A 16,491-nucleotide genomic window follows, 5' to 3' on the forward strand; every position below is an offset into this window, starting at 1 on the left:
AAGTGCTGGGTTCCCGCGCACCCCTGTGATCCGGGCCCCATCGCGTGCCGGGAACCTCCGGGCCCCGCGCTCACGTCATGGTCTCGGTAGGCACTGTCGTGAGGCGGCGGCGAAAGCAGGGTCACATCACCTAGGGTCGGACAGATCCGGGGCGGGTGCGCGGGCGGGATCCGGCCCGGCCACAGGACGTACGGGCGAAGTCAGCGAGGGTATTCATGACGCAGGAGCACACGGCGGAGACGGTGACGATCCCCACGGACGGGCGGAACACCGGAATCCGACGCGGCTCTGCCTACTGGCGGGGGTGGCGGCCCGGCATGTGGCGCAGGGGCTTCGTGCTCGCCCTGGTCGCCGTCCTGGCCGCTCTGGTGATGGCCCTGCACTCGCACATCCCCAACACGATCGGCAACTTGGGCAGTCTCGCCGAGACCTTCCTGCCGTGGTTCGGCATCGTCATCCCCGTGGTCCTGGTGCTCGCGCTGGTCCGCAGGTCGGCGACGGCGCTGGTGGCGCTGGTGCTGCCCGTCGCGCTCTGGCTCAACCTCTTCGGGGGACTGGTCGTCAGCAAGGAGGCCACGGGCGGCGACTTCACCGTCGCCACGCACAACGTCGACGCGGACAACCCCGATCCGGCGGGGACGGCGAAGGACCTGGCGCACTCGGGCGCCGACGTCGTCGCACTGGAGGAACTGACACCCGCCGCGCTGCCCACGTACGCGAAGGGCCTCGCCGGCGCGTACAGGTACCACGCCGTGGAGGGCACGGTCGCGCTGTGGAGCAAGTACCCGATGAGCGGTACCCACGCCGTCGACATCCGCATCGGGTGGAAGCGCGCGATGCGCTCGGTGATCTCCACCCCGCACGGCGAGGTGGCCGTGTACGTGGCACATCTGCCCTCGGTACGGGTCAAGGTGCACGCGGGCTTCACCGCCAACCAGCGCGACAGCAGCGCGAACGCCCTCGGTGAGGCGATCTCCGCCGAGCCGCAGCACCGGGTCGTGCTGCTCGGCGACCTGAACGGCACGATGAACGACCGCTCCCTGGACGCCGTCACGGCCCAGATGCGCAGCACGCAGGGCGCGGCGGGCGACGGGTACGGCTTCAGCTGGCCCGCGGCGTTCCCGATGGCGCGCATCGACCAGATCATGGTGCGGGGCGTGGACCCGAAGTCGTCCTGGACACTGCCCGGCACGGGCAGCGACCACCTGCCGATCGCGGCGCGCGTCGAGCTGTGACGCGCGCCTGTGCGCCCCGGGCCCGCCTGACGGGCAGCCAAGCGCCGCCAGGCGGAGCCCTTCAAACGGGGATCGGGCCTCCGTCCGGTGACGGCCCGGGAACTCGCCGTCGAACCCCCCGCCGCCTCGCGCGGGCCTTCCCGCGCCCCGGACGGGCCCCGGACCGGGACCCGCTGCGGCCCCGGCGCGTCGTTCAGCGACCGCCCGCCGCGCGCAGGACCGTACCCGAGACGTAACTCGCCTCGGGCGACAGCAGCCAGGCCACCGCCGCCGCGATCTCCGAAGGCGCGGCCGCCCGGCGCAGCGGGATGCCCGGCGCCATCCGGGCCGGACGGTCGGGGTCGCCCATCGTCGCGTGCATGTCCGTGTCGGTCAGGCCGGGCGCCACCGAGTTGACCCGGATGCCGTCCGGGCCCAGTTCCTTCGACAGGCCGAGCGTCAGGGCGTCCACGGCCGCCTTCGTGGCGGCGTAGTGCACGTACTCGCCCGGGCTGCCCAGCGTCGCCGCCGCGGACGAGACGTTCACGATCACACCCCGCGACGACCCGTGGCCGCCGCCCGACGCGCCCTCGCGGTCCGTGCCCGCCGCCGTCATCTCCCGTACGGCCCGCCGGCAACACAGCAGCGTCCCCATCAGGTTCACGTCGACCACGCGCCGCAGCACGTCCGTCGAGGCGTCGGCGAGCCGCCCGAGCGGGCCCGTGACCGCCGCGTTGTTCACCAGGCCGGTGACCGGGCCGAGCGCGGCGACCGCCGTGTCGAACAGCAGGTCCACGTCGCCCTCACGCGAGACGTCGACCCGGACGGTGACGCACCGCGCCCCCGCGTCCTCAACGGCCTTCGCGGTGCGCGCCGCGGCGTCCGCGTCGTTCACGTACGCCAGGGCGATGTCGTGCCCGTCCGCCGCGAGACGCTCGCAGATCGCCGCGCCGATGCCCCGGACGCCGCCCGTGACGACGGTGACGGGACGCCCGGCGGGCCGTGCGGGTGCGGCGGGGGCGGGCGCCGGGCCGGTCACCGTCCCGTTGCCGGCCCCCGGGTCCGCCTCGGCGACGGCCCGCTCGATCTCGCCGGCTTCCGGGACGCCCGGTGCGCCCGTCGCCTCGGCCCGGTCCGGCTCCGGTCGCGCGCCCGGCGCGTCCGGAGCCGCCTCGTTGTTCTCAGTCATGATCGTGTGTTTACAGGACCGGAAGGTTCTTCCGCAGCTCGAATGCGGTCACCTCGGAGCGGTACTCCTCCCACTCCGCTTTTTTGTTGCGCAGGAAGAACTCGAAGACGTGCTCGCCGAGTGTCTCCGCGACCAGCTCGCTCCGCTCCATCAGCGCGATCGCCTCGCCGAGGTTCTGCGGCAGCGGCTCGATGCCCATCGCGCGCCGCTCGGCATCCGACAGCGCCCACACGTCGTCGTCCGCGCCCGCCGGCAGCTCGTAGCCCTCCTCGATGCCCTTGAGGCCCGCGGCCAGCAGCACCGCGTACGTCAGGTACGGGTTCGCGCCCGAGTCGATCGAGCGCACCTCGACCCGCGCGGAGCCCGTCTTGCCCGGCTTGTACATCGGCACGCGGATCAGCGCGGAGCGGTTGTTGTGGCCCCAGCAGATGTACGAGGGGGCCTCGCCGCCCGCGCCCGCGCTGCGGCTCGAACCGCCCCAGATGCGCTTGTAGGAGTTGACCCACTGGTTGGTGACCGCGGAGATCTCCGCCGCGTGGTTCAGCAGGCCCGCGATGAACGACCGGCCCACCTTCGAGAGCTGGTACTCCGAGCCCGACTCGTAGAACGCGTTGCGGTCGCCCTCGAACAGCGACAGGTGCGTGTGCATGCCGGAACCGGGGTGCTCGGAGAACGGCTTCGGCATGAACGTCGCGTGCACGCCCTGCTCCAGCGCCACCTGCTTCATCACCAGACGGAACGTCATGACGTTGTCCGCCGTCGACAGTGCGTCGGCGTACCGCAGGTCGATCTCCTGCTGGCCCGGGGCGCCCTCGTGGTGGCTGAACTCCACCGAGATGCCCATCGACTCCAGCATCGTGATCGCCGTACGGCGGAAGTCCATGCCCACGGCCTGCGGGGTGTGGTCGAAGTAGCCCGAGTTGTCGGCCGGGGTGGGCCGCGTGCCGTCGAGCGGCTTGTCCTTGAGCAGGAAGAACTCGATCTCGGGGTGCGTGTAGAAGGTGAACCCCTGATCGGACGCCTTCGCCAGCATCCGCTTCAGCACGAAGCGCGGATCGGCGAAGGACGGCGATCCGTCCGGCATGAGGATGTCGCAGAACATCCGCGCCGTGCCGGGGGCCTCCGCGCGCCACGGCAGGATCTGGAACGTGGCCGGATCCGGCTTCGCGATCATGTCGGACTCGTAGACGCGGGCGAAGCCCTCGATCGCCGAACCGTCGAAGCCCATGCCCTCGTCGAAGGCCTGCTCCAGTTCCGCCGGAGCGACCGCCACCGACTTCAGGAAGCCGAGCACGTCGGTGAACCACAGGCGCACGAAGCGGATGTCGCGCTCTTCGAGCGTGCGGAGCACGAATTCCTGCTGCTTATCCATCTCGATCCCACTCATCCTTGCTGGTCAGGCTGGTTGCTCCGGTGCCGTTCCGTGCCCCCGGCGGTCTGTACGGACAGGTGGCGGAACCGAGCATGCCATTGCAGGGTTTCCGGTAGGTTGCGCCCCCCGGCAATCCCTTGGCGCGCCTACGCTGCCCATACTGCCGCCCCGCGGGGCCCGCGGATACCGGAGCGTGTCCGCCGGCCCGGCCGGACGGCCCGCCCGCCCGCTCGCCGACCGGCGTAAAACGCGCCGGTAGCAGGGGGCAGACGCGCCGCGCGGGCGGGGCCGCCGGGTATCGCGTCAGAAAGACGATTAGAGGAATAGACTGGCCGGGTGCCTCAACTACGTCTCGCCCTGAATCAGATCGACTCCACCGTCGGCGACCTCGCGGGCAACGCCGAGGCGGTCGTCCACTGGACCCGGCATGCCGCCGAGCAGGGGGCGCACCTTGCCGCGTTCCCCGAGATGGTGCTGACCGGCTACCCCGTCGAGGACCTGGCGCTGCGGTCGTCGTTCGTCGAGGCGTCCCGCGCGGCGCTGGTCTCGCTGGCCGCCCGCCTCGCGGACGAGGGCTTCGGCGACCTGCCGGTGATCGTCGGCTACCTGGACCGCTCGGAGACGGCACAGCCCAGGTACGGACAGCCCGCCGGGGCCCCGCTGGACGCGGCGGCCGTCCTGCACGGCGGACGGGTCGTCCTGCGGTACGCGAAGCACCACCTGCCGAACTACGGCGTCTTCGACGAGTTCCGGTACTTCGTGCCCGGCGACACGCTCCCCGTCGTCCGCGTGCACGGCGTCGACGTCGCCCTCGCGATCTGCGAGGACCTGTGGCAGGACGGCGGACGGGTGCCCGCCACCAGGACGGCCGGCGCAGGGCTCCTCGTGTCCATCAACGCCTCGCCGTACGAGAGGCTCAAGGACGACACCCGCCTCGAACTGGTCCGCAAGCGGGCCCAGGAGGCCGGCTGCACGACCGCGTACCTGGCGATGATCGGCGGCCAGGACGAACTGGTCTACGACGGCGACTCGATCGTCGTCGACCGGTACGGCGAGACCATCGCCCGCGCCCCGCAGTTCGCCGAGGGCAGTGTGATCCTCGACCTCGACCTGCCGGCCGCCGCGCAGGAGCCGCCGTCCGGGACCGTGGACGACGGGCTGCGCGTCGAGCACGTGACGCTGTCGGCCGAGCCGCTGCCGCCGTACGAGCCGGAACTCACCGGCGGGTACGCGGACCGCCTCGACGACGACGAGGAGGTCTACTCGGCGCTCGTCGTCGGCCTGCGCGCCTACGTGGCGAAGAACGGCTTCTCCAGTGTCCTCATCGGGCTCTCCGGCGGGATCGACTCGGCGCTGGTCGCCGCGATCGCCTGCGACGCGCTCGGCGCGCACCACGTGTACGGCGTCTCCATGCCGTCGAAGTACTCCTCGGACCACTCCAGGGACGACGCCGCCGAGCTGGCCCGGCGCACCGGCCTCACGTTCAGGACCGTCGCGATCGAGCCGATGTTCGACGCCTACATGGCCTCCCTCAAACTCACCGGCCTCGCCGAGGAGAACCTCCAGTCACGGCTGCGCGGCACGATGCTGATGGCGCTGTCCAACCAGGAGGGCCACATCGTCCTCGCGCCCGGCAACAAATCCGAACTGGCGGTCGGCTACTCGACCCTCTACGGCGACTCCGTCGGCGCGTACGGGCCGATCAAGGACGTCTACAAGACGGACGTCTTCCGGCTGGCCCGCTGGCGCAACCGGGCCGCGGCGGACCGGGGACAGACGCCCCCGATCCCCGAGAACTCGATCAGCAAGCCGCCGAGCGCCGAGCTGCGGCCCGGCCAGGTCGACACGGACTCGCTGCCCGACTACGACGTGCTGGACCGCCTCCTGGAGCTGTACGTCGACCGCGACCAGGGCAAGGACGCCATCGTGGCGCTGGGCTTCGACGAGGAGGTCGTCGCGAGGACGCTGCGCATGGTGGACGTGGCGGAGTACAAGCGCCGCCAGTACCCGCCGGGCACGAAGATCTCGGCGAAGGGTTTCGGCAAGGACCGCCGCCTGCCCATCACGAACAAGTGGCGGGAGCGGACCGCGAACTGACGCCCCGTCCGCCGGCCCCGGGCCTCCCTGGACGGGCGGGCAGAGCGCCCCGGCCTCCGGTGGACGGTCGGGCAGAGCGCCCCGGCCTCCGGTGGACGATCGGGCAGAGCCCCCCGGCCTCCGGTCCGGGCCTCCCTGGACGGGCGGGCCCGTCAGGGGCATCGCCGCCTCCCGCCCACCCGGGCGCCGGCGTCGTTCCCGCGTCGCCGCCCGGCGCCGGGCGCGTCCTGTCAGGGCCGGCTCGCGGCGCGGCCGGTGGCCACCGGCTCCCGTGCGGTGCCCGTCGGGACTAGTCTCGATCCCAGCCCCCAAACACACCCGTCTTGCATCGCGGACACCGTCGGCATACGGACCAAGGGCAGGGCGACCGGACAAGGAGAGACCCGATGACGACGGCGCCGGGCCGCCGCAGCAGCACGTTCACGCGCCTGCTGCGGCACGGGTTCACCGATCCTTCCGCCGCCGAGCGTTTCCTCGACGCGCCGGCCATCGCCGCCATACGGGCCGACCCCCTCCTCCTCGACGCGCTCGGCGCGACGGCCGACCCGGATCTCGCGCTGCGCGGGCTCGTCCGGCTCGCCGAGGCGCACGAGGACAGCACCGAGCGACAGGTGCTCCTCGACACGCTGGTGACGGCCAAGCCGCTGCGCGACCGGCTGCTCGGGGTGATGGGGGCGTCCGAGGCACTCGGCGACCACCTGGCACGGCACCCGGCGGACTGGCGGGTCCTCGCCACCTACGAGTCCGCCGATCTGCACCCCGGCGTCACCGAGTTCGAGCAGGGCCTCGCCGAGGCCGCCGACCCGGTCGAGCTGCGCGTCGCCTACCGGCGCTGCCTGCTCGCCATGGCGGCCAGGGACGTGTGCGGCACGACGGACGTCGCCCAGACGGCGGCCGAACTCGCCGACCTCGCCACCGCGACCCTGCGCGCCGCGCTCGCCATCGCCTGCGCCGCCGCGCCCGAGGACGCCGCCGCGTGCCGGCTGGCCGTGATCGCGATGGGCAAGTGCGGCGGGCACGAGCTGAACTACGTCTCCGACGTCGATGTGATCTTCGTCGGGGATGTGCCCGACAACAGTGCGGAGGCCGACGAGAACGCCGCCGTGCGTGCCGCCACCCGCCTCGCCTCCCACCTCATGCGGATCTGCTCGGAGACCACCGTCGAGGGCGCCATCTGGCCCGTCGACGCCAACCTGCGTCCCGAGGGCCGCAACGGCCCGCTCGTGCGCACCCTCAGCAGCCACCTCGCCTACTACGAGCGGTGGGCGAAGACCTGGGAGTTCCAGGCGCTGCTCAAGGCCCGCCCGGTGGCGGGGGACGCCGCGCTCGGCGCCGCCTACCAGGAGGCCGTCACGCCGCTGGTGTGGCAGGCCTCGGAGCGCGAGCACTTCGTCCCCCACGTACAGGAGATGCGCCGCCGCGTCGTGCAGAACATCCCCGCCGGGCAGGCCGAACGGGAGATCAAGCTCGGTCCCGGCGGCCTGCGCGACGTCGAGTTCGCCGTCCAGCTGCTGCAGTTGGTGCACGGTCGCAGCGATGCGTCGCTGCGCAGCCCCAACACCCTCGAAGCCCTCAAGGCCCTCGCGGCCGGCGGGTACGTCGGCCGCATCGACGCCGCGCAGCTCGACGAGGCGTACCGCTTCCTGCGGACCGTCGAGCACCGCATCCAGCTCTACCGGCTGCGCCGCACCCACCTGATGCCGGAGGACGACGCCGATCTGCGCCGCATCGGCCGCTCCCTCGGCCTGCGCACCGATCCGGTCGCCGATCTCGTCAAGGAGTGGAGGCGGCACACGACCGTCGTACGGCGGCTGCACGAGAAGCTGTTCTACCGGCCGCTCCTGGACGCCGTCGCGCAGCTCCAGCCCGGCGAGACGCGCCTGAGCGCCAAGGCCGCGGGCCAGCGCCTCGAAGCGCTCGGCTACGCGGATCCGGTGGCCGCCCTGCGCCACCTGGAGGCCCTGTCGTCCGGCGTCTCGCGCAAGGCGGCGATCCAGCGGACGCTGCTGCCGGTGCTGCTGGGCTGGTTCGCGGACTCCGCCGATCCCGACGCGGGCCTCCTCGGCTTCCGCAAGGTCTCCGACGCGCTCGGCAAGACCCCCTGGTACCTGCGGCTGCTGCGCGACGAGGGCGCCGCCGCGGAAAACCTGGCCCGGGTGCTGTCCGCCGGCCGCCTCGCCCCCGACCTGCTGCTGCGCGCGCCCGAGGCCGTCGCGCTGCTCGGCGACCCGGAGGGGCTGATCCCGCGCGGCCGGGAGGGCCTGGAACAGGAGATCGTCGCGGCGGTGGGCCGCGCCGACACCGCTGAGGGAGGCGTCACGGCGGCGCGCGGGGTGCGCCGCAGGGAGCTGTTCCGCACGGCGGCGGCCGACATCGTCGGCTCGTACGGTACGGAGGAGAGCCCGGCGGAGGGCGATCACGGGGCGCTCGTCGACCGGGTCGGCCGTGCCCTGACCGACCTCAACGCGGCCACCTTCGCGGGCGCCCTGCGGGCCGCCGTGCGCGAGCGCTGGGGCGACACGCTGCCCACCCGCTTCGCCGTCATCGGCATGGGCCGCTTCGGCGGCCACGAGCTGGCGTACGGGTCCGACGCGGACGTCCTGTTCGTGCACGAACCGTGGGACGGCGTGGACGAGCACGAGGCCGCCGTCGCCGCGTCCACCGTCGTCACCGAGATGCGCAGGCTCCTGCAGGTGCCGACCGCGGACCCGCCGCTGCTGATCGACGCGGACCTGCGGCCCGAGGGCAAGAGCGGGCCGATAGTGCGCACCCTCGCCTCGTACGCGGCCTATTACCGGCGCTGGTCGCTGGTGTGGGAGAGCCAGGCGCTGCTGCGGGCCGACCCGATGGCGGGCGACCCGGACCTCGGGGCCCGGTTCGTCCAGCTGATCGACCCGCTGCGCTACCCGGAGCGCGGTCTGTCCGAGGACGACGTACGCGAGATCCGCCGCCTCAAGGCGCGCATGGAGTCGGAGCGGCTGCCCCGCGGCACCGACCCCAACCTCCATACGAAGCTCGGCAGGGGCGGCCTCACGGACGTCGAGTGGACGGTCCAGCTGCTGCAGATGAAGCACGCCCACGAACTGCCGGCGCTGCGCACCACACGGACCAGGACGGCGCTGATGGCCGCGCGGGACGCCGGACTGATCGACCCGGAGTCCGCGGCCACACTGGACGAGGCGTGGGTGCTCGCGACGCGCGTACGCAACGGCGCGATGCTGGTGCGCGGTCGGCCGAGCGACACGTTCCCGTCGGAGAGCAGGGAACTCGCCGCGGTGGGCCGCTACCTGGGCTACGGACCCGGCCGGGTCGGCGAGATGCTGGACGACTACCGGCGTGCCACGCGCCGGGCGCGCACCGTGATGGAAGAGCTCTTCTACGGCTACGACACCCCCTGACCGTCCGCGGGCCGGCCGGAGCCCCATGAGGGCACCGGCCCGGCCCGGGGCGGACCGCGCCAGGGCGGTCCCGCTCACGTGAGGCCGCGTCGTCCGCGGTCGGGGGACGGCCGTGGAGCCCGCGGCCTTCGCGCCACGCGGTGGCGTCCGCCGCAGGTCAGGCCCGCACCGGGTGCGCCGACCGCCTCCGGGGTTCCGTCGCCAGCCGGGGCAGCCGGTAGGGCATGGTGCCGTACCAGGCGTACGAGACCGCGTAACCGAACGCCAGGCAGAGCATCCCGCCGAGCGCGTCCAGCCAGAAGTGGTTGGCCGTCGAGACGATCACCAGCAGGGTGAACACGGGGTAGCACATGCCGAGGATCCGGGCCCAGGGCGCCTTCGCCAGGGCGAAGATCGTCAGCCCGCACCAGAGCGACCAGCCGATGTGCATCGACGGCATCGCCGCGTACTGGTTCGACACCGACTTCAGATCGCCCGAGGACACCGAGCCCCAGGTGTGGTGGACCGCCACCGTGTCGATGAAGCGGCGGCTCAACAGGCGGGGCGGCGCGAGGGGGTAGAGGTAGTAGCCGAGGAGGGCGACGACCGTCGTGGCCCCGAGGACCGTCCGGGCCGCCGCGTACCGCCCGGGGTGTGCCACGAACAGCCACACGAGCACGCCGATCGTGATGATGAAGTGCAGCGTGGCGTAGTAGTAGTTCATGGGGACGATCACCCATGTCACCGAGTTGACGGCGTGGTTGACCGACTGCTCGACGGCGATCCCGAGGTGGTGCTCGGCGCTCCACACCCAGCGCGCGTTGCGCAGCGCCTGGGTGCGCTGTTCGGGCACGGCGTTGCGGATCCTGGAGTAGATCCAGTAACCGGCCGCGATCAGCAGGATCTCGAACCAGATGCGCGGCTTGCGCGGCAGCCTGCGGCGATGCAGCCAGCCACGCGCACTCGACGCGGCAGCGCCGGTTCGCACGGCCGACGCTCCCGTGGTCGGCGGCGAGTCGGCCACCTTCGCCTCCTCGGCAACGGCGGGTGACGGCGCGGCCGTGAGACGCGTCGGCCTGTTCACGGTCGGTTCACCCATGACAACAGAGTTTGCCAGACCGCTTCCACCGAACCGCTCACCCCTCGGTCGCGTTCACCGCGCGTTTGCCACACCTTGGGCGTGAGATGACCAATCGGGGGGCGAGTCCGCGCGACATCGTGGTGAACGGGCGTCCCTGCTTCGCCGTCCGCCGGGGCGGCGCGGGCGGACCCCCGGGAGAAGCCGGAGAGAGCGTGCAGGTTCCTCACGCGTCGCGGGGGCCCGACGCCGTCGAACCCCGCACCACCAGTTCCGGCAGGAACATGAACTCGCTGTGCGGGGCCGGTGTACCGGCGATCTCCTCCAGCAGGCTGCGCACCGCCGCCTCCCCCATCGCGGGCACCGGCTTGCGGATCGTCGTCAGCGGCGGATCGGTGAAGGCCATCAGCGGCGAGTCGTCGTACCCCACGACCGACACGTCGCGCGGCACGTCGAGGCCCCGCTGCCGGACGGCCCTGATCGCGCCGAGCGCCATCATGTCGCTCGCGCACACGAGCGCCGTGCACCCTGCGTCCAGCAGCGCCGACGCGGCGGCCTGACCACCCTCCAGAGTGAACAGCGAATGCCCGATGAGCTTTTCGGCCTCATTTTTCGGCTGCCCCAGCAACGCGCCTGCCGCGTCGAGGAAGGCCTCGGTCTTGCGGATCACGGGCACGAACCGCGTCGGACCGACCGCGAGACCGACGCGCCGGTGCCCGAGCGCGACGAGATGGGTCATGGCGAGCCGCACCGCCGCGCGGTCGTCGGGGGAGATGAAGGGCGCCCGCACCTCCGGCGAGAAGCCGTCCACCAGGACGAACGGCACGCCCTGCGCCCGCAGTCGCTCGTAGCGGCCCATGTCGGCGGTGGTGTCGGCGTGCTGGCCGGACACGACGATGACCCCGCGGACGCCCCGTTCGACGAGCATCGCGGTCAGTTCGTCCTCGGCGGAACCTTCCTGCGCCTGCGTGGCGAGGACCGGCGTGCAGCCCTGCCGCGTCAGTGCCGTGCCGATCGCCTGGGCCAGGGCGGGGAAGACCGGGTTGTCCAGCTCGGGCATCACCAGACCGATCAGGGCCCCGCCCCGCCCGCGTTCGCGCACCGGATGCGCGTAACCGAGCGCGTCGAGCGCCGCCAGGACTGTCGTACGCGTGCCCGGGGCCACCCCCGGCCGGCCATTCAGCACCCGGCTGACGGTCGCCTCGCTCACCCCCGCGTGCGCTGCGATCCCGGCCAGTCGTGCGGTCATGGAAGGGGACTGTACGGGACCGGCATGCGGCGGGCGGGACACGGTGAGTGGCTGAAACTTTGCTGAAAGATTGCGCAATCCCTTTCAGGCTTGTGTCCACACTGTTACGGTCTCGTCACGGAGGGCAACGGCCTCCCGCGCGTGAAGATCGCCCGAAGAACGCCCGCAGAAAGACAGGGACGACATGACCCAACAGCCCGCCGCCTCTGCCGCCGACGCCGCTCTCCTCGCCTCCTCCGACGCCCCCGCCCGTACCCCGGGGCCCGCCGTGGCCCGACCGGCCGCGCGCACACCCGCCGAGGCGCCCGCGCAGCGCACCACCCCCGACGTCGGGACCGGCACCGCCCCCGCCGCGCTGCCCGGCGCCTCGGCGGCGGACCCGGCCCCCGACTGGTGGCGCGGCGCGGTGATCTACCAGGTGTATCCGCGCAGCTTCGCCGACGGTAACGGCGACGGCATGGGCGACCTGCCGGGCGCCCGCGCCCGGCTGCCCTACCTCCGGGACCTCGGCGTGGACGCCGTCTGGTTCAGCCCGTTCTACGCGTCGCCGCAAGCGGACGCCGGATACGACGTCGCCGACTACCGCGCCGTCGACCCCGTCTTCGGCACGCTGCACGACGCCGACGCGCTCATCCGCGAGGCGCACGCGCTCGGCCTGCGCGTCATCGTGGACCTCGTACCCAACCACTCCTCGGTGCGGCACGAGTGGTTCCGGCAGGCCCTCGCCGAGGGGCCGGGGTCCGCGCCGCGCGCCCGGTACCACTTCCGGCCAGGCAAGGGCCCGAACGGCGACCTGCCGCCCAACGACTGGGAGTCCGTCTTCGGCGGGCCCGCCTGGACCCGCACGCTCGACCCCGACGGCACGCCGGGCGAGTGGTACCTGCACCTCTTCGCGCCCGAGCAGCCGGACTTCGACTGGGAACACCCGGCCGTCGAGGAGGAGTTCCGGTCCGTCCTGCGGTTCTGGCTCGACCTCGGCGTCGACGGCTTCCGCGTCGACGTGGCACACGGCCTGGTGAAGGCGCCCGGCCTGCCCGACATCGGCGGCAGCGGCCGGCTGCGGCTGCTCTCGGGCGAGGTCGTGCCGTTCTTCGACCAGGAGGGCGTGCACGACATCTACCGGGCGTGGCGGGAGCTGCTGGACTCGTACGCGGGGCAGCGCATCGCCGTCGCCGAGGCCTGGACCCCGACCGTCGAACGCACCGCGGACTACGTGCGCGGTGACGAACTGCACCAGGCGTTCAACTTCCAGTACCTGGAGACCCCCTGGGACGGCGCGCGGCTGCGGGCCGTGGTGGACCGCTCCCTCGCCGCGATGGGCACCGTCGGCGCGCCCGCCACCTGGGTGCTCTCCAACCACGACGTGACCCGGCACGCCACCCGCTTCGCGAACCCGCCCGGCACCGGCCCGCAGACCCGCGAGCCCGGCGACCGCGTGCTCGGCCTGCGCAGGGCGCGGGCGGCCAGCCTGCTGATGCTGGCACTGCCCGGCTCCGCGTACGTCTACCAGGGCGAGGAACTGGGCCTGCCCGACGTCACCGACCTGCCCGACGAGGTGCGGCAGGACCCCTCGTACTTCCGCAGCGACGGCCAGGACGGCCTGCGGGACGGCTGCCGGGTGCCGATCCCCTGGACCCGCGAGGGCAGTTCGTACGGGTTCGGGGCCGGCGGCAGCTGGCTGCCGCAGCCGCCCGCCTGGTCGGAGCTGAGCGTCGAGGCACAGAGCGCCGACCCCGGCTCGACACTGGAGATGTACCGCGCGGCCCTCGCCGTGCGCAGGGCCCATCCCGGGCTCGGCGCGGGCGGCGGCGTCGAATGGCTCGAAGCGCCGGCGGGCGTCGTCGCGTTCGCCCGGCCCGGCTTCGTCTGCGCGGCCAACACCACCGGCGAGCCCGTGCCGTTCGGCGCCCCCGGCCGGGTACTGCTGGCGAGCGGCGGCGGGATCGCGGCCGGCGACGCGGGCGGCTCGGTGCTCCCGCCGGACACCACGGTGTGGTTCTCGCTCCTGCCGGACGCGTAAGAGGCCGGGGAACCCCGGGCTCCGGCCGGCGGGCCCCGGTCCCCGCGGGTGCTCGCCCGGGCCGCCCCGAGCGGGCCGGGCGGACGCCCTCCGGGCCTCGACGGGGTCCGCCGGGCAGCCACCGACGGGTCAGAATGAACCCATGGTGGGTCATCTCCCGGACGAGACAACCAGTTTCGTCGGCCGCTCGGCCGAACTGGCGCGCTCGACGGGCTGCTTCAAGGCAACCGGATCGTCACCCTGACGGGCACGGGCGGCGTGGGCAAGAGCCGGCTCGCGGTGCGCGCCGCCCGGCACGCCGCCGGCCGGTACGCGGCAGGAGCGTGCTGGGCCGACCTGTCCGTGCTCCGGGACGACCGCAGGCTCGTCGCCACCGTCTCCGAGGCGGTGGGGCTGCGCGACCACACCCTGCGCGGACCCGTCGACGCGCTCTGTGAACGCCTCACGGACGCGCGTCTGCTGCTGGTGCTCGACGGGTGCGAGCGGGTCGTGGAGTCCGCCGCCCACCTCGTCGCCGAGCTCGCCACCACCGCTCCGGGCCTGACCGTCCTCGCCACCAGCAGGCGGCCGCTCGGCGTCAGGGGCGAACGTGTCCTCGACGTGGCGCCGCTGCCGCTCGAAGGGGAGGACGAGGAGGCACTGCGGCTGTTCCTGGACCGCGCCGCCCACGCGGCCCCGCAAACCAGCCTGGACGACCCCGACTCGCTCGCCGCCGCCGGGGAGATCTGCCGCGTCCTCGAAGGCATTCCGCTCGCCGTCGAACTCGCCGCCGCGCGGCTCGCCGACCACACCGTCGAGGAGGTCGCCGGCCGGCTCGGCTCGCGGATCGTCGCCCCCGCGGCGGCGTCCGGGACAGCGGGCCGGGCCGCGGCGCCCGGCCCGGCCCGGCCCGGCCCGGTTCGATCTGCTCGTCGACCGGACCGTGTGGCCCCAGCACCACCGCGCCCTGAGCACGGCGGTGGGCTGGAGCCACGAACTGTGCGAGCCGCTCGAACGGCTGCTGTGGGCGCGGCTGTCCGTCTTCCAGAGCGACTTCGGGATCGAGGACGCCGTGGCCGTCTGCGCGGACGGCCCACTCGGCGCGGACGACGTGGCGGGCGCACTCGCGGGACTCGTCGCCCAGTCCGTCGTCCGTCGTACGGATGCCGGTGCCGACGCGTCCACGGGTCCCTCCACGGATGCGACGACGGACGTACGCACAACGGACCCTCGCACAACGGATGTACGGACAGGGGACGTACGGACAAGGGATGTACGGGCAGGGGACGTGGACATCAGCCGCGTACGGACAGACGTCGGCGCGGACGCGTCGACCGGACGCTCCGCGGATGTCCGCACCGACGCGCTGCCGGACGCCTGCCCGGATGTCCTCACGGATGTCCTCACGGGTGACACCCGCAACGCCGGCGCGGACGTCCGCACGCCCGCCCCCGCCGGCGGGGACGGCTCCGCCGCGCCGGGCCCCGGCGGGAGTGGCCGCAGCGCCCGGCCCCGGTACCGGATGCTGGCCACCCTGCGCGAGTACGGCGCCATGTGGCTCGCGGAACTGGGCCAGGAGGAGTCGCTCGCCGACCGGCACGCCCGCCACTACGCGGACCTCGTCCGGCAGGCGTACGCGGGCTGGCTCGGCGCCGGGCAGGTCGCCTGGTACCACACGATGCGTGACACCCACACCGACCTCTGCGCGGCGCTCAACCACCTGATCGCCACCGACCCCGGGCGCGCGACGGAGATGGCGGGAGCGGTCGGGTTCTTCTGGACCTGCTGCGGCCACCTGCACGAGGCCAGGCTCTACCTCGAACGCTGCCTCGCGGAGGACCCGAGGCCACGCGCGCACCGCACCCGCGCCCTGTGGGCGCTCGGCGTCACCGTCGTACTCCAGGGCGACCTGGAGGGTGCTCGCGTGCTGGGCGAGCGGTGCGCCCTCGCCGCCCGGCAGGACGGTACGAGGGAGTCCACGCTCGCGGCCTGCTACCTCCAGGGCCTCACCTGCCTGATGGCGGGCCGCCCCCTCGCGGCGCACGTCCTGACCGGGCAGGTGCTGCGCGCCCTGCCCGGGGACCTGTTCGCCTCGCAGTCCCTGCTGCGCTGCCGGGTGGGGGAGGTCTTCGCGCTGACCGCGCTCGGCCGCTTCGCCGAGGCCCGCACCACGGCGGAGGCGCTGCGCGCCGCGTGCGTCGAGCGCGGCGAGTACTGGGCCCGGGGCTATGCCGACTACCAACTGGGGCTGATCCACCTCTTCTCCGGCGCGCCCCACGAGGCCGAGGGCTATGCCCGCTCCATGCTCGGCGGCCGCGACGTCCTGCTCGACAGCTTCGGCACGGCACTCGGCCTCGACCTGCTCGCCGCGACGATCGCCGCCCAGGGCGACGGGGAGGGCGCGGCCCACGCCTTCGGCACGGGACAGGCGTACTGGCACACGGTCGGCCACCCGCAGCGCCGCACACCCGAACTGGCCGAGGTCCGCGCGGACTGCGAACGCCGGGCCCGGGAGACGGTGGGCGGCGCCATCTACGAGGAGGCCTTCCACCGGGGCCTCGTCGCCGAGGGCAGGACGGGGCTGAGCCGGGCCCTGGAGGGCCACCTGCCGGACGAGGACCGGGGGTCGGCGGCGGTCGGCGGGGCTGAGGAGGGCTGACGAGGGTCGACGAGGGCCGACGAGCGGCGGGAGCCGAACGCGGGCAGAGGGGCTGACCAGGGGCTTGGGCCGCCGGCAGCCGGGGAGGACCGCTGGGTGGCCGGGCCGGCTGGGAGGCCGGGGAGGGTCGTCCGAGGGCCGGTGGCGGGCGGTGTGGGGGCCCTTCAACGAGGCTCGCGTACACGGCTGTTGCAGAACGGAAGCGGAACCGGCACCCGTTCGGCGGCGTGAAGGCCGTCCGGTGGGACATCTGACAG

Annotated in this window: 9 protein-coding genes and 1 pseudogene; 6 read left to right on the forward strand and 4 right to left on the reverse strand. The window is 73.4% G+C overall.

Annotated elements, in window-relative coordinates; genetic code table 11:
• The first annotated feature begins 317 nt into the window (after positions 1-317).
• A complete protein-coding gene (locus tag OG310_RS25450; RefSeq protein WP_443078894.1) occupies positions 318-1,235 on the forward strand; it encodes an endonuclease/exonuclease/phosphatase family protein in 918 nt (305 codons plus the stop codon).
• A 193-nt stretch (positions 1,236-1,428) separates the two neighbouring features.
• On the opposite strand, the gene OG310_RS25455 is transcribed toward OG310_RS25450, so the two are convergent.
• On the reverse strand, positions 1,429-2,403 hold the full coding sequence (locus OG310_RS25455) for an SDR family oxidoreductase (RefSeq protein WP_329458180.1): 975 nt from the start codon (positions 2,401-2,403) through the stop codon (positions 1,429-1,431).
• Positions 2,404-2,413: 10 nt separating this feature from the next.
• The gene (glnA, locus tag OG310_RS25460) at positions 2,414-3,775 is read right to left on the reverse strand and encodes a type I glutamate--ammonia ligase (RefSeq protein WP_329458181.1); all 1,362 of its coding nucleotides are present in this window, start codon (positions 3,773-3,775) and stop codon (positions 2,414-2,416) included.
• 336 nt (positions 3,776-4,111) lie between these two features.
• Between glnA and OG310_RS25465 the strand changes: the two genes are divergently transcribed.
• A complete protein-coding gene (locus OG310_RS25465; RefSeq protein WP_329458182.1) occupies positions 4,112-5,872 on the forward strand; it encodes an NAD+ synthase in 1,761 nt (586 codons plus the stop codon).
• Between the two features lie 386 nt (positions 5,873-6,258).
• Entirely contained in the window at positions 6,259-9,270 is a 3,012-nt protein-coding gene (locus OG310_RS25470) for a bifunctional [glutamine synthetase] adenylyltransferase/[glutamine synthetase]-adenylyl-L-tyrosine phosphorylase (protein ID WP_329458183.1), read from the forward strand.
• A gap of 157 nt (positions 9,271-9,427) precedes the next feature.
• On the opposite strand, the gene OG310_RS25475 is transcribed toward OG310_RS25470, so the two are convergent.
• Both OG310_RS25475 and OG310_RS25480 read right to left on the reverse strand, forming a co-directional pair.
• Positions 9,428-10,348: a phosphatase PAP2 family protein gene (locus tag OG310_RS25475; RefSeq protein WP_329458184.1), complete on the reverse strand. Its 921-nt coding sequence runs from the start codon at positions 10,346-10,348 to the stop codon at positions 9,428-9,430.
• Between the two features lie 205 nt (positions 10,349-10,553).
• On the reverse strand, positions 10,554-11,576 hold the full coding sequence (locus OG310_RS25480) for a LacI family DNA-binding transcriptional regulator (RefSeq protein WP_329458185.1): 1,023 nt from the start codon (positions 11,574-11,576) through the stop codon (positions 10,554-10,556).
• A gap of 184 nt (positions 11,577-11,760) precedes the next feature.
• Between OG310_RS25480 and OG310_RS25485 the strand changes: the two genes are divergently transcribed.
• The 3 genes and pseudogenes from OG310_RS25485 to OG310_RS25495 all read left to right on the forward strand — a co-directional run bounded on the left by OG310_RS25485 (position 11,761) and on the right by OG310_RS25495 (position 16,234).
• Positions 11,761-13,596, forward strand: coding sequence for a glycoside hydrolase family 13 protein (locus OG310_RS25485; protein ID WP_329458186.1), 1,836 nt, complete (start codon positions 11,761-11,763; stop codon positions 13,594-13,596).
• A 279-nt stretch (positions 13,597-13,875) separates the two neighbouring features.
• Positions 13,876-14,337: pseudogene (locus OG310_RS25490) on the forward strand (regulator); the annotation flags it as partial.
• 181 nt (positions 14,338-14,518) lie between these two features.
• The gene (locus OG310_RS25495; protein ID WP_329458187.1) at positions 14,519-16,234 is read left to right on the forward strand and encodes a hypothetical protein; all 1,716 of its coding nucleotides are present in this window, start codon (positions 14,519-14,521) and stop codon (positions 16,232-16,234) included.
• The last annotated feature ends 257 nt before the right edge of the window (positions 16,235-16,491 follow it).

This window comes from Streptomyces sp. NBC_01497 (assembly GCF_036250695.1).
GTDB lineage: Bacteria > Actinomycetota > Actinomycetes > Streptomycetales > Streptomycetaceae > Streptomyces.